Annotated in this window: 11 protein-coding genes and 1 pseudogene; 10 read left to right on the top strand and 2 right to left on the bottom strand. The window is 65.4% G+C overall.

What is annotated here, in order from left to right; genetic code table 11:
• The first annotated feature begins 385 nt into the window (after window positions 1–385).
• From TPR58_RS05580 to TPR58_RS05565, 4 genes are read left to right on the top strand one after another with little or no spacing between them, the layout of a single operon-like run.
• On the top strand, window positions 386–1225 hold the full coding sequence (locus tag TPR58_RS05580; RefSeq protein ID WP_346245630.1) for a p-hydroxycinnamoyl CoA hydratase/lyase: 840 nt from the start codon (window positions 386–388) through the stop codon (window positions 1223–1225).
• Window positions 1226–1232: 7 nt separating this feature from the next.
• Entirely contained in the window at window positions 1233–1640 is a 408-nt protein-coding gene (locus tag TPR58_RS05575) for a nuclear transport factor 2 family protein (protein WP_346245629.1), read from the top strand.
• Window positions 1641–1694: 54 nt separating this feature from the next.
• Complete coding sequence (locus tag TPR58_RS05570) at window positions 1695–1859, top strand: hypothetical protein (RefSeq protein WP_346245628.1); 165 nt, start codon at window positions 1695–1697, stop codon at window positions 1857–1859.
• Window positions 1852–2214 carry a dihydroneopterin aldolase gene (locus TPR58_RS05565; RefSeq protein ID WP_346245627.1) on the top strand — a complete coding sequence of 121 codons (363 nt, stop codon included), beginning with the start codon at window positions 1852–1854 and terminating at the stop codon, window positions 2212–2214. Before TPR58_RS05570 ends, TPR58_RS05565 begins: the two co-directional genes overlap by 8 nt.
• A gap of 15 nt (window positions 2215–2229) precedes the next feature.
• Here the strand turns inward: TPR58_RS05565 and TPR58_RS05560 are convergent, their stop codons facing one another.
• A complete protein-coding gene (locus TPR58_RS05560; protein ID WP_346245626.1) occupies window positions 2230–4377 on the bottom strand; it encodes an acetate--CoA ligase family protein in 2148 nt (715 codons plus the stop codon).
• Between the two features lie 91 nt (window positions 4378–4468).
• Window positions 4469–4918, bottom strand: a complete 450-nt coding sequence (locus TPR58_RS05555; protein WP_346245625.1) for a MarR family winged helix-turn-helix transcriptional regulator — start codon at window positions 4916–4918, stop codon at window positions 4469–4471.
• Between the two features lie 228 nt (window positions 4919–5146).
• Here TPR58_RS05555 and TPR58_RS05550 point away from each other — a divergent pair, with 228 nt between their 5' ends.
• The 6 genes and pseudogenes from TPR58_RS05550 to TPR58_RS05525 all read left to right on the top strand — a co-directional run.
• Window positions 5147–6568, top strand: coding sequence for an aldehyde dehydrogenase family protein (locus tag TPR58_RS05550; protein ID WP_346245624.1), 1422 nt, complete (start codon window positions 5147–5149; stop codon window positions 6566–6568).
• A gap of 29 nt (window positions 6569–6597) precedes the next feature.
• The gene (locus TPR58_RS05545; protein WP_346245623.1) at window positions 6598–7485 is read left to right on the top strand and encodes an AraC family transcriptional regulator; all 888 of its coding nucleotides are present in this window, start codon (window positions 6598–6600) and stop codon (window positions 7483–7485) included.
• 92 nt (window positions 7486–7577) lie between these two features.
• Window positions 7578–10190, top strand: coding sequence for a TonB-dependent receptor (locus TPR58_RS05540; protein WP_346245622.1), 2613 nt, complete (start codon window positions 7578–7580; stop codon window positions 10188–10190).
• 11 nt (window positions 10191–10201) lie between these two features.
• Window positions 10202–11284 (top strand): NAD(P)-dependent alcohol dehydrogenase, encoded by a 1083-nt coding sequence (locus tag TPR58_RS05535; RefSeq protein WP_346245621.1) that lies wholly within the window; start codon window positions 10202–10204, stop codon window positions 11282–11284.
• A complete protein-coding gene (locus tag TPR58_RS05530) occupies window positions 11281–12228 on the top strand; it encodes an alpha/beta hydrolase (protein ID WP_346245620.1) in 948 nt (315 codons plus the stop codon). The genes TPR58_RS05535 and TPR58_RS05530 overlap by 4 nt, the downstream gene beginning before the upstream one ends.
• A 145-nt stretch (window positions 12229–12373) precedes the next feature.
• Window positions 12374–12634: pseudogene (locus tag TPR58_RS05525) on the top strand (transposase domain-containing protein); the annotation flags it as partial.
• Between the last annotated feature and the right edge of the window lie 363 nt (window positions 12635–12997).

The raw sequence follows: 12997 nt of genomic DNA, 5'->3' as shown, positions 1-12997 counted from the left end.
ACCGAGCATGCCGGCCGTTAGGCAGGCCATCCTCGACCTCTTCGCACGACCACCACCCTCCCGATGCCCGCACTGTCAGCGCTCACTCGGCACGCCGGCCGAACCTAAAGTGCCAAAGTAGTGCTAGGCTACCGGGACTTTGCCAATGCGATTGCTGCTCCCCTGTTCGGCGCCCGGCCCTCGGCAAGGCTCGCCATCGCCAGTTCGTTTCGTACCACGGGGATAGCGATCCACTTCCGTGGCGCAGCCCTGTTTGTGTGACAGGCATACAGATGGAGCGCCCTGGGATTGCGCTTTGTGATGGGAGCGCGATTTACATAAACCCAGCCTCATTGTATCCAAGTGATACAGATTGCCGTGTGCAGCAAGGTGAGGGAGTCGGGTGATGGAAGATCAGGACGTCGTTTCGGTCCATGTCGAGAACCGCATTGCGTGGGTAAAGTTCGCCCGGCCTGAAAAGCGCAACGCGATGAGCCCGACGCTCAACCGGCGGATGATGGTCGTGCTCGACGAGCTCGAGTTTCGCGACGATGTCGGCGTGCTGGTGCTGGGCGGCGAGGGATCGGCCTGGTCGGCAGGCATGGACCTGAAGGAATATTTCCGCGAGACCGAGGCGCAGGGGCTGCGCGGCGTGCGCAAGTCGCAGCGCGAAAGCTATGGCTGGTTCCGCCGGCTGCGCTGGTTCCAGAAGCCGACCATCGCGATGGTCAATGGCTGGTGTTTCGGCGGCGGATTTGGGCCGCTGTTCTCCTGTGACCTGGCGATTTGCGCCGACGAGGCGCAGTTCGGCCTGTCCGAGATCAACTGGGGTATCCTTCCCGGCGGCGGCGTGACGAAGGTGGTGGTCGACCTGTTGCCGATGCGCGACGCCATGTGGCTGACGCTGACCGGCGACCTGATCGACGGCAGGCAGGCCGCGACGATGCGCCTGGTCAACGAGAGCGTGCCGCTCGACCGGCTGGAGACGCGCACGACCGAGGTCGCCGAGCTGCTGCTCAAGAAGAATCCCGTTGCCCTGAAATTCGCCAAGGATGCGGTCCGCCGGGTCAATCTGATGACCTATGACGATGCCGAGGATTATCTCGTGCGGATGCAGGAAGCCTGCAACTTCCACGACAAGTCAGAGGGCAGGAAGGAGGGCATCCGCCAGTTCATCGATGAGAAAAGCTACAAGCCGGGGCTTGGCAGCTATGACCTGTCCAAGGCCAGGGCACCGGCGAACTGACACCGGCATGGAGTCGAACGAAGAAAGCCCCCGCGCCGACATTCGCGCGATCGAGCAGGACTGCGCCAGACTGATCGCGCGCTACGCCAATCTCAACGATGCCGCCCGGTGGGAAGAACTGGCCGCCCTCTATGCCGAGGACGGCCGAATGGCGCGGCCGAGCGCGCCCGATCAGTGGATCGTCGGGCGCGCCGCAATCCTCGCCGCGTTCCAGGCGCGTCCGTCCCGCGTCACGCGCCACTTCTGCTCGAATATCGTGATCGAGGTCATCGGTCTGGATGAAGCCGAAGGCGAAAGCGCGATGCTGTTGTTTACCGACGCCGGCGCCCCTAAAGTCGGAAGCTTCCATGATCGCTTCGTCCGTACGGACGATGGCTGGCGCTTTTCGGAAAGGCGTGGCAGCCTGATCTTCTGACAGGGGGCATTACTGCGCATGGCTGGCTCTGCGCCACCGACGGTCAAATCGGCGATGCGTACGATCGACATTCTGGAGTATATCGTTGCGCGTCCGACAGGCGTCGTCGCGCAGGAGATTGCGGCCGGACTTTCGATCCCCGGCGGGGTCGGGCCGATGACGATCGCGTGCCTGCTGGAGAACACCGTGACCGCTGCCGAACGCGCGCGCGGTGGCTGAACTGCGCACTTCGACCCGGGTCCGCGTCCGCGACCTGCCGTTGCTCGCCGATATCGGGATCAATCCCGACGAGATCGGCCGCCGCCAACCGCTGGTGGTATCGGTCGAGCTGACCCTGGTGGCGGGGCCGATCGACGCGATCGGCGAGACGGTCGATTATCGCCGGGTCGCGCGGACGGCAGAGGACTTGGCGCTCGTCCACATTCCGCTGATCGAGACCTTCGCGCGCCGGCTTGGCGAACGCTGCCTGGCGTTTCCGACGGTGCAGCGCGCGCAGGTCAGCATCGAGAAGCCGTTTGCGCTGACCCGAGGGGTCGCTGGCGTCACGGTCGAGGTGACGCGCGACGAGCTGTGAAGCCGGGGCCGGCCGCTAAAGCGTAATCAAGGCGTCCAGCGCGACCGCGCCCTGCCCGACAGGTGCGACGACCACCGGATTGAGATCGACTTCCCGGATCGCCGGATTGGCGATCATCATCCGTCCCAATTGCTGGACCAGCACCGCCACCGCGGCGACGTCGGCTTTGGGTGCCCCGCGGAAGCCGCCGAGAAGCGGGGCCATGCGCAATTTCCGGATCTCCGCCGCGATCGCTCCGCGTGTCAGATCGGGCGGTAGCAGCCGGACATCATGGAGCAATTCGGCCGCCACGCCGCCGAAGCCGACCAGCAATGTCACGCCCCAATGCGGATCGTTGCGCGCGCCGACGATCAGCTCGACGCCCTTGTCCGCCATGCGTTCGACCAGGATGCCGTCGAGTCCCAGCCCGGGGCAGGATGCGGCTAGATTGGCGCTGAGCCGATGCCAGCCGGAGATGAGTGCATCGCGATCGCCCAGCCCCACGATCACACCGCCGGCATCGCTCTTGTGCGGAATCTGCGCAGATTGAGCCTTGAGCACGACCGGATAGCCCAACCGCCCGGCCGCCGCGACTGCCGCGTCCAGGGTCTGCACCAGTTCGAATTCGGGAAAGCTCGCGCCATATTCAGCCATGATCGCCTTCGAACGATATTCGGGAATCACGCTGCCGATCGCCGCCAGATCGGCGGGGCGCACGTCAGTCAGCACTTCCGTTTGCCGGTCGCGTCCCAGCGCATCGGCAACACGTGCGATGGCGCGCAGGGCGCGTTCGGCCGTCGGTAGATAGGTCACGCCGATGTCCCGCAGCTGCGCAATGTCCGCCGGCTCGACACCGCCGCCCTCATCGACGCCGCCAATGATCACCGGCTTGGCCGGGCCGCGGGAAAGCGCGTCCAGCACCGCGGCGATCTTGACGTGTGACGTCCGCGTCTCAGTCTGGATCAGGGTCAACAGGATCGTCGCGATCCGGTCGTCTGTAGTCAGTGCGCCAAGCACACTCCCGTACAAGCCTGGGTCGACCAGTCCTTGGGCGGTGATATCGATCGGATTGGTCACCGGGACGAACGCGGGCAATGCGGCGCGCAGCGCCGGGCTGTCATCGTCGTGAAGCTGGGGCAGGTCGAGCGCGACGTCCTCCGCCAGATCGAGCATCATCGCCTTGAAGGCGCCCGACTCGGCGATGACGCCGACGCCGCCCGAGCCGAGATCGGGGCAGCGGACGAGGATCTCGACCACGTCGCCCAGTTCCTCCAGCGTATCGACCAGCACCACGCCTGCGTGCCGGACATGAACCGACATCACCGCATGCTCGCCCGCCATCGCGCCGGTATGGGTCGCCGCACTGGCTGCGCCCGCGGCGCTGCGCCCGGGATGAAGCAGCACGATCTGCTTGCCCGCCGCCCGGGCGGCACGCGCGGCCGCCAGGAAGCGCGACGGGCTGCGGATATGCTCGGCGATCAGCGCGATCACCGCGACGCCGGGCCGCGCCACCAGATGCGCCAGATAATCCTCGATCCCGGTCGAGGCTTCGTTGCCGGTCGAGATGTAGCAGTCGAGCGGCACCGCACGGTGGATCATCGTCGTGGCCAGCACGGCCGCCATCGCACCCGACTGCGACACGATGCCGACCCGGCGCGAACCCTCGGCGGTCGCGTCGGGCATGTCGATGAAGGTCAGCGACACCCTGTCGCGAAAATTGACATGCCCCAGGCAATTCGGCCCCTCGATCACCATCCCGCTTTCCGCGGCGATCCGGGCGATTTCCTCCTGATCGGCTTTCCCCTGCGGACCATCCTCGGCAAAGCCCGCGGAATAGATGACGGCAGCGCGCACCTTGCGGCGGGCCAGGCCGCGAAGCGCGGGGATGACGCCATCGCGCGGGATTGCGAGCACCGCGGCGTCGATGCCAGGAAGAAGGTCGTCGACCGTCGGCACGCAGGTGCGCTCGCCAATGTGCGTCCGCTTCGGGTTCACCAGGTGGATCGATCCGCCGAACCCTTGCCGTTCCAGATTGGCGAGCACCGATGCACCCAGCGCCCCCGGCTTGTCCGACGCGCCGATGATCGCGATCGACGACGGATTCAGCAGGGCATCGAGCCTTGGCGAATCCTCGCGCATACCGACCGATGGGACGCCAGCCTCGACCATCGCATCATTCGACATGCTTCCACTCCCAGCGCCGACCTCGACAATGCCGATACTGTATCCCCGGGATACATTTACCGCAAGTCGCGGCGATGCGCTTCCGTCGCGATCAGCTTTGCGCGCGCGGTTTCGGGGCCGGTCGCCCGAGTTTGCGCAGCAAGCGCACCAGCGTCTTGATCTCCTCGCCGGTCAGCGCGGCGGTCATACGCGCATCGGAGGCGCGGAGATCCGCAAGCATCGCTGCGACCAGAGTTTCCCCTTCGTCAGTAAGGTGCAGCGCATTGGTGCGGAGGTCGCGGCCCGGCCGACGTTCGATCAATCCGCGATCGACCAGCAGATTGACCAGTTTCATCGCGCTCGACCTGTTCACACGCAACGCCTTGCCAAGTGCGGACTGGTCGCTGCCGGGATTATCGCGGATCAGGATCAGCGCCGTCATCTTGGTCGGCGTGACGTCATAGGGCGACAGCGTCGCGCGCGCGTCGCGATCCATCAGCAATTCGGCCCGCTGAACCTGATAACCCACGATCTCGAGCAGGTCCTGACCTTCCTTCATCATCGCGACGCCCCTCGCATGACAGTGTATCAGCGGCGTGCCTTAGCAGGGTAGAGCGCCGATGCCACCCGTGCGAACGCTGGACCCAGCAGCGCCCCGGCCCTGCGCAATCAGCATATCGAGCCAGTAGAGTAACTTAGCCGACCTTGCCGATTCGGTATGCCTAGGATACATTTTGCAGAACAAGAACGGTCGGTCGCCATGAGTCGCGACGTGTTTGGGAGAGTGGCCTTGGAACGCACATTCACGCTTTTGATCAATGGCGAAGCCGTCAGCGGCGCGTCGGAATTCGACGTCATCAATCCGGCTACCGCAGAGCCGTTTGCGCGCTGTCCCAAGGCCGATGCAAACCAGCTGAACGCCGCGGTTGCCGCGGCCAGGGGCGCCTTCCCTGCCTGGTCCGCGACACCTGTCGATGAACGCGCGGCTCTGGTCGATGCCGTCGCCGCGCGGCTGCAGGAACGGATGAGCGAGTTCGCCAGCCTGCTGACCCGCGAACAGGGCAAACCGCTCGATCAGGCGACCGGCGAAGTGATGGGCACCGTCTTCACGCTGCGCGCCTTCGCCCAGATGCGCCCGGAGACCAAGGTGCTGCGCGACGAAGGCGGCAACCGCGTCGTCGAGCATCGCACCCCGCTGGGCGTGGTGGCGGCGATCACGCCGTGGAACTTCCCGATGATCCTGGCGGCGAACAAGATCGGACCCGCCCTCGTCGCCGGCAACACCATGGTGCTGAAGCCGGCGCCGACCACCCCGCTGACCACCTTGCTGATGGGCGAGATTTTCGCCGAGCTGCTGCCCGCGGGCGTGGTCAACATCATCTGTGATCAGAATGACCTGGGTCCGCTGCTCACCGCGCACCCCGATGTCGCCAAGGTCGCCTTCACCGGATCCACCGCGACCGGCAGGAAGGTGATGGCAAGCGCCGCCGACGGCGTGAAGCGCGTCACGCTGGAACTGGGCGGCAACGACGCCGCGATCGTGCTCGACGATGTCGAACCGGCGCTGGCTGCGCAGAAGGTCTTCCAGGGGGCGATGTACAATGCCGGCCAGATCTGCGTCGCGGTCAAGCGCGCCTATGTGCCGGAAGGCATGTACGATGAATTTTGCGAGGAAATCGCCAGGCTTGCCCGCGAGACCGTAGTCGACGACGGCGCCAAGCAGGGCGCGAAGGTCGGCCCGATCCAGAATGCGATGCAGTTCGAAAAGGTGAAGGCACTGATCGAGGATGCCAGACAGCGGGGCACCGTGCTGGCTGGGGGCGATCCGCTCGACCGCCCGGGCTATTTCATCCCGCCGACGATCGTCCGCGACCTGGACGACGATGCGCCGCTGGTGCGCGAGGAGCAGTTCGGCCCGGTGCTTCCGGTGCTCAAATATCGCGACATCGACGAGGTCATCGCCCGCGCCAATGATTCCGACTATGGCCTGGGCGGCACGATCTGGGGCCGGAACGTGGCACGCGCGACCGAAGTGGCGATGAAGATCGATTCCGGCACGGTCTGGGTCAACCAGCATCTCGCCATCGATCCGACCATTCCCTTCCGGGGATCGAAACAGTCGGGCCTTGGCGGAGAGCTGGGCCAGTCCGGCCTGCATGAATATACCCAAGCGCATGTCGTGAACGCCGTCGAACTGGAGCCGGCTGCCTGAGCACGGTCGAACATTTCACCACCCAGACGGTGCCGCCCCCGCGGCGGCACCTGTTCTGGCGCGAGGTCGTCGCCCAGGCTTTCCCCGGCATGACGGCCATCGCACCGGAGGGCATTCGCGCCGAACTGGCTCGCTGGCGCCTGGGGCCGGTCGGCATCGCGCGGGCCCGCAGCGCCCGGGCGCAGGTACGGCGCGAGGGCAATCGCGACGGGCACAATGTGCTGCTTCACCTGCAACGCAGGGGCCGCCTGACGATGCTGCACGGCGATGCGGCAGTGTCGGGCGGCATGGGCGACATCCTGGTCGCGGACGATAGCCGACCCTATTCGATCGACATTTCCGACGCGAACGAGTGCCTGATCCTCCAGGTGCCTGCGCTGCTGCTTGGCGACGATATCGGGCGAGGCGCGCTCCATGGCCGGCTGCTGCCGGGACAGGATCCGCATGTCGCGTTCCTCAATCACATGCTGCTGGGCCTGTGGGATCAGCGGGCGGTGCTGGGCGATGTCGACGATGGGGTGGGCGAGCTGTTGATCGATGCGACGCGGCTGGTCTGCCGCGAGCGCCGGAAGGCCAGTTTCATCGCGGCAAGCGCGGAGACGCCGGTTGCCCATGCCCTGCGCCATCTGAGCGATCCGGAACTCGGCACGGCGAGCCTCTGCGCCGCGACGGGTCTCAGCCCGCGCGCGGTCCAGAAGGCGTTCCTTCGCGAAACCGGCCTGACGCCCACAGCCTTCGTCACCAACCGTCGCCTGACCCGCGCCGCCGAGATTCTCGTTGCGGAGCCGGGGCGCAGCGTGACCGACATCGCCTTCTCGCTCGGCTTCAACGACGCGGCATTCTTCAGCCGCTGCTTCCGTCGCCGCTTCGGGACCACGCCGCGCGACTGGCGGGTTTCGGGTGCGCGTCCGTCCTGATCGCGGTGCGCACCCGTCCAAGACGGGTCGACCAGTGCACGCTAGCCTTTGCTGACAAACGCCAGAATGGGCGTGTCATCGGGAGAGGAAGAATGCGCATTGGTCTCGCCACGGCCCTGCTCGCGTCGGCGGCATGGGTCGCCCCCGCCTGGGCCCAAACCGCCGAACCGCCTGCCCAGCCTGACGCTCAGGCCGATAGCAAGCAGGACAGCGGCATCGCCGAGATCGTCGTCACCGCGCAGAAGCGCGCGGAGAATGTGCAGAACGTCCCGATCGCCATCTCCGCCTTCGAATCGGTCACGCTTCAGGAGCGCGCGGTCAACAGCGTTGCGCAGCTTTCGGCGATCGCGCCCAACGTCAATCTGGACGCCGGGACACCCTTTTCGGGATCACCGGCCGTCCTTTCGGCCTATATCCGCGCAATCGGGTCGGACGATTTCGCCTTCAACATCGATCCCGGCGTCGGCCTGTATCTGGACGGCGTGTATCTTGCCCGCACAGTTGGCGCGAACCAGGACCTGATGGACGTTGCGCGCGTCGAAGTTCTGAAGGGGCCGCAGGGAACGCTGTTCGGCCGCAACACGATCGGCGGCGCGATCTCGATCGTCACCCGCGATCCGGGCAAGGAATTCGGCTTTCAGGGCGACGTGACGACGGGCAGCTATAATCTGTTGAGCGCACGCGGATCGGTCGACATTCCGATCACCGACGCACTGGGCGCGATCCTGAGTTTCGGCGTCAAGTCGCGCGACGGTTATCTGAAGCGCGTTCCCTATCCCGACCAGCGCGCCAACAACACGCCGTCCTACACCGCCTTCTCCTCTGCCGGTTACGGCAATGGCGAGCGTGAAGGCGGCAACGACAACTGGAACCTGCGCGGCAAGCTGAAATGGTCCAACGGGGGTCCGGTCAGCCTCACCCTCTCCGGCGACTATAGCCGCGACAAGGGGACCAGCGCCAACAAGCTGCTGGGCACGGCAGAAACGGTCCCGGGCAATTTCGCCGGTACCGCCAATCTGCCCGGCACCGCTTTCGATCCCACCGGCACCACCGGCTTCAATTTCGCCGGCCTCTATAATTTCTGCATCGGCGCGACTTCGGGCCAGATCGCGGCGCGCAATGCCCAGGCGCTGTGCGGGACGTCGGGAACGCAGTTCAATCCGCGCTTCCAGATCCCGAGCTATGCCGGCGTCAATGTGGACGGCAATCCGGCCAATGACCGACTGCCCTGGGACAGCCGCTACCTGATCGCCGATCCGGACCGGAGCTATGCCACCGGCAACAGCTTCTCCGACCTCAAGAACTGGGGCTTTTCGGGCGTGGTCGATTTCGACCTGAGCGACGCCGTGTCGCTGAAGTCGATCACTGCCTATCGCCAGCTCGACTGGGCCGCCGGGCTCGACGCCGACGGCTCGCCGCTCAATTTCCTCCAGCTCAGTTTCACCATGGATCAGTGGCAGTTCAGCCAGGAAGTGCAGCTGCTCGGCAAGGCGCTGGACAACAAGCTCAACTACGTGCTCGGCGGCTATTATTTCAAGGAAGCCGGCAACCTTCACGACTATGTCACCTTTGCCGAAGGACAGGTGCAGGTCGATGGCCCGAACCGGCTTGAAACCGCCAACTATGCCGCGTTCGGCCAGATCGATTATCGCCCGACCGAGTGGCTGGGCCTGACGGTCGGTGGCCGCTACACGAACGAGAAGAAGCGGTTCGAGGGCGGCCAGCAGGAACTGAACGGGTTCAACTACAAGCTGTTCGGCTGTTCCGACGCGAACGGCAACATCACCCCCAACGGCCCCTTCCCGCTCGCGCCGGTGACGTGCCAGACCGGGCTCAGCTATCCCGATCCGACTAATCCGGTGCGGGTCTATGTGCCGGGCACGAACCGCAAGAGCTTCAGCAATTTCTCCCCCAAATTCGGCGTCCAGCTCCATCCGACCGATGCGGTGATGCTGTATGGAAGCTGGTCGCGCGGCTACAAGACCGGCGGCTGGACCACGCGCCTGACCAACCCGCAGGGCAATGTCGCGCCCGACTTCAACGAGGAGCAGGCAACAACGGTCGAGGTCGGCGTCAAGTCGACGCTGCTCGACCGCAAGCTGCAGCTGAACGCCGCAGCCTTCACCACCGACTATCAGGACATTCAGCTCAATATCCAGATCGGCACTTCACCCACCATCGCCAATGCGGGCGACGCGCGGATCCGCGGGTTCGAGCTGGAAGCGATCGTGGCGCCGGTGCGCGGTCTGACCGTCAACGCCTCGGTGGGCTATATCGACGCGACCTACACCCGCGTTTCGCCGGCAGCCGCGGCGGTCGGCGGCCCCAGCCCGTTCCAGGCCGGGACCATCGTGGGCGCGCCGCTGCCCAAGACCCCCAACTGGAAGATCAACCTGTCGCCGCGCTATGAAACGCGGATCGGCAATGGGGGATCGCTGATCTTCCTGGCCGACTGGAGCCATGCCACCAGCGCATGGAACGACACGCAGCGCACGTATATCCTGCGCCGCAATGCGAGCGATCTGGTCAATGCCAGCATTGCCTATCAGGAGCCGGGCGGTCACTGGACGCTAGGGGTCGGGGCCACCAACCTGACGGACAACCGCTACCTGACCTCGGGCGGTGCGAACATCGCGGACGGCACCTTCTTCGGCACCTATAACCGTCCGCGCGAATGGTACGCGCGGTTCGGCTTCAAATTCTAGGAAGGCGTCCCATGGACATTCAAGCTGCCGTCACCGAGACGGCGGGCGGGGCGTTCCGGATCGAGCGGCTGACGATCGAAGCCCCGGGCCCCGATCAGGTGCTGGTGCGGATCGTCGCCTGCGGCGTCTGCCATACCGACATGGTGATGCGCGACGGGGCGCTGCCGGTGCCCTTCCCTGCGGTGTTCGGGCATGAGGGCGCGGGCGTCGTCGAAACGGTGGGGCCGGGCGTGACCGGCCTCGCCCCCGGCGATCATGTGCTGCTCAGTTTCGACAGCTGCGGCGCCTGTTCGGCGTGCAGCGATCACCAGCCAGGCTATTGCCCGGAGTTCTTCCCGCGAAACTTCCTCGGCGCATTGCAACCCGGTCAGGGTGGGTTGCGGCGCGGCGGGGAGCGCATCGGCAGCAACATCTTCGGCCAGTCGTCCTTCGCAACCTACGCGCTGGCGCACCCGCGCAACGTGGTGAAGGTCGATGCCGACCTGCCGTTGCCTCTCCTCGCTCCGCTCGGCTGCGGCATTCAGACGGGCGCGGGCACGGTGCTGGACACACTCAGGCTGAAGCCGGGTCAGTCGATCGCGATCTTCGGTGCGGGCGCCGTCGGCCTGGCGGCGGTTATGGCCGCCGTGATCGCGGGCGCGGGCCGCATCGCGCTTCTCGATCGTCACCGACATCGGCTCGAACTCGGGCGCGAGCTTGGCGCCACTGAGAGCGCGGAAAGTCCTGACACGCTGACCGGGCCGTTCGACCATATCGTCGACACGACCGGTGCGCCTGCCCTGTTGGGTGCGGCGGTCGACTTGCTCGCCGCGCGCGGGACGCTGGCGCTGGTCGGTGCCTATCCCTCCGATCCCAGGCTTTCGATCGACGCGTCCGCGATCATGAGCATGGGACGCCGCATCGTCGGCGTGGTCGAGGGCGGTATCGATCCGCAGCGCTTCGTCCCCGACCTGATCGACCATTATCGCGCGGGCCGCCTGCCGATGGAGAAGCTCGTGCGCACCTATCCCTTTGCCGCGATCGACGAGGCGGTGCATGATTCCGAAAGCGGCGCGGTGATCAAACCGGTGCTGTTGATGGAGCAGAACGCATGAGCGATCCCGCCCCGCGCGAGGACGTTGCCGCCTTCCTCGCCTATCTGGCGGAAAGCGCCGCCCCGCCAGTCTCGGCGCTGCCGGTCGAGGCCGCGCGGCTGGTGATGCGGGCGAATTGCACGCTTGCCGACGCGCCGCCTGTCCCGCTCGCGCGCATCGAGGATATCGTGGTTCCCGGGCCGGCTGGCGCACTTCTTGCCCGCCTGTACGATCGCCGCACCGGACGCAGCGACAGCCCGCTGGTGTTGTTCTTTCATGGTGGCGGCTTCGTTCTGGGCGATCTGGATACGCATCACAGCTTCTGCACCTGGCTGGCCGATACGCTCGATCTGCCGCTGCTCGCGGTCGATTACCGCCTCGCGCCCGAACACCCCTTCCCCGCCGCCCCGGACGATGCCGAGGCTGCCGCACGCTGGGTGGCACAGGAGCCGGACGCTTTCGGATTTCGCGTCACCGGCCTGATCCCCTGCGGCGACAGCGCGGGCGGCAACCTGGCGATCGTCACGATGCAGCAACTTGCGCTGCGGCCCGCGCAGGTACCGGTCCAGGCCTGCTGGGCGCTGTACCCCTATGTCGGCGGCGGCACCGACTGGCCCTCCTATCGTGACTTCGGCACCGACTTCTTCCTGAGCAGCGACGAGATGGCGTGGTTCGATGCGCAGTATCGGGCAATCGCGGGGGATATCCGGCATGATTGTCTGGATGGCCCGATCCCGCCCTTCCCGCTGCTCGTTCACACCGCCGGGCTGGACCCCTTGCGCGACGCCGCCCGGGCCTATGCAGACCGTACCCGCGCCGCGAATGTCTCGGTCACGCAATTGGAGGCTGCGGGTATGATCCACGGCTTCATCACATTCCGCCAGGCAATCCCCTCCGCCCGGGACGACTGCGCCGCCTTTGCCGCGGCAGCGAAGGCGATGATCGCCGTCGATCCCAGCCGCTGAACGTTCCGGGCCCGGCAAGCGTGGGTGACGAACTGCGCTGTCATCGTGTCGCTCATTCCCCACACTCGACCGATTTCGCGATCATGTACCTACCGACCGAGGGACTGTTCGCCGAGGTGATCCGCCGCCCCGGCCTTGCCAGCGAGATGCAGACCAGCTTGAGATCGACAACAACCTCGCGGAGAACGCCCTGCGCGGCATAGCTGTCGGCAGGAATAACTGCCTCTTCGCGGGTGCCGATTGCGGTGGCGAGCGGGCAGCCGCGATGTATTCCCTGCTGGAGACAGCCAAGCTCAATGATGTGAACCCGCAGACTTGGCTTGCCGATGTGCTCGATCGTATCGGCAAGGGCCATCCTATAAATCGGATCGACGAGTTGCTTCCTTGGAATTGGTCTATGTTGTAGGCATAGCTGCCCAGTTCTTGTGTGAAGTGGCGTTACCGCTCTTTGAAAGCGTTCAAGCGAGAAGGGCAATCATCAAGTGCCGCTGTCATACGCCATTGCTTTCCATTCCACTGAAACATAGCAGCACATTGTTCTATACGGGCCTCTGTCGCGAGGCTCGTAATGGCCTTTCCCCGCATGGAATCCTCAGTGATGAATAGAAAGCTGCACCGTACTTTACCATTTCTCGCGGGCGCGCAGTCAACTTCGCTGACTCGGTCTCTCAAAGGCCCTGTACAGCTCACGGATGGGCGGCATGACCGCTTGTCCAAAAAGCTCCTATAAAAAGACTGAATCGCCTCTCGTGATGGCGCAAGCGGGGAG

The sequence above is a fragment of the Sphingomonas rustica genome, assembly GCF_039652585.1.
GTDB lineage: Bacteria > Pseudomonadota > Alphaproteobacteria > Sphingomonadales > Sphingomonadaceae > Sphingomonas > Sphingomonas rustica.
Note: the sequence above shows the minus strand (reverse complement) of the source record. Positions and strands in the feature narration are given on the sequence as shown.

Coding starts and splice junctions, on each gene's coding strand:
- TPR58_RS05540 (WP_346245622.1), top strand. CDS start 7,578: ATGCGCATTGGTCTCGCCACGGCCCTGCTCGCGTCGGCGGCATGGGTC.
- TPR58_RS05555 (WP_346245625.1), bottom strand. CDS start 4,918: ATGATGAAGGAAGGTCAGGACCTGCTCGAGATCGTGGGTTATCAGGTT.
- TPR58_RS05535 (WP_346245621.1), top strand. CDS start 10,202: ATGGACATTCAAGCTGCCGTCACCGAGACGGCGGGCGGGGCGTTCCGG.
- TPR58_RS05530 (WP_346245620.1), top strand. CDS start 11,281: ATGAGCGATCCCGCCCCGCGCGAGGACGTTGCCGCCTTCCTCGCCTAT.
- TPR58_RS05560 (WP_346245626.1), bottom strand. CDS start 4,377: ATGTCGAATGATGCGATGGTCGAGGCTGGCGTCCCATCGGTCGGTATG.
- TPR58_RS05570 (WP_346245628.1), top strand. CDS start 1,695: ATGCGTACGATCGACATTCTGGAGTATATCGTTGCGCGTCCGACAGGC.
- TPR58_RS05580 (WP_346245630.1), top strand. CDS start 386: ATGGAAGATCAGGACGTCGTTTCGGTCCATGTCGAGAACCGCATTGCG.
- TPR58_RS05575 (WP_346245629.1), top strand. CDS start 1,233: ATGGAGTCGAACGAAGAAAGCCCCCGCGCCGACATTCGCGCGATCGAG.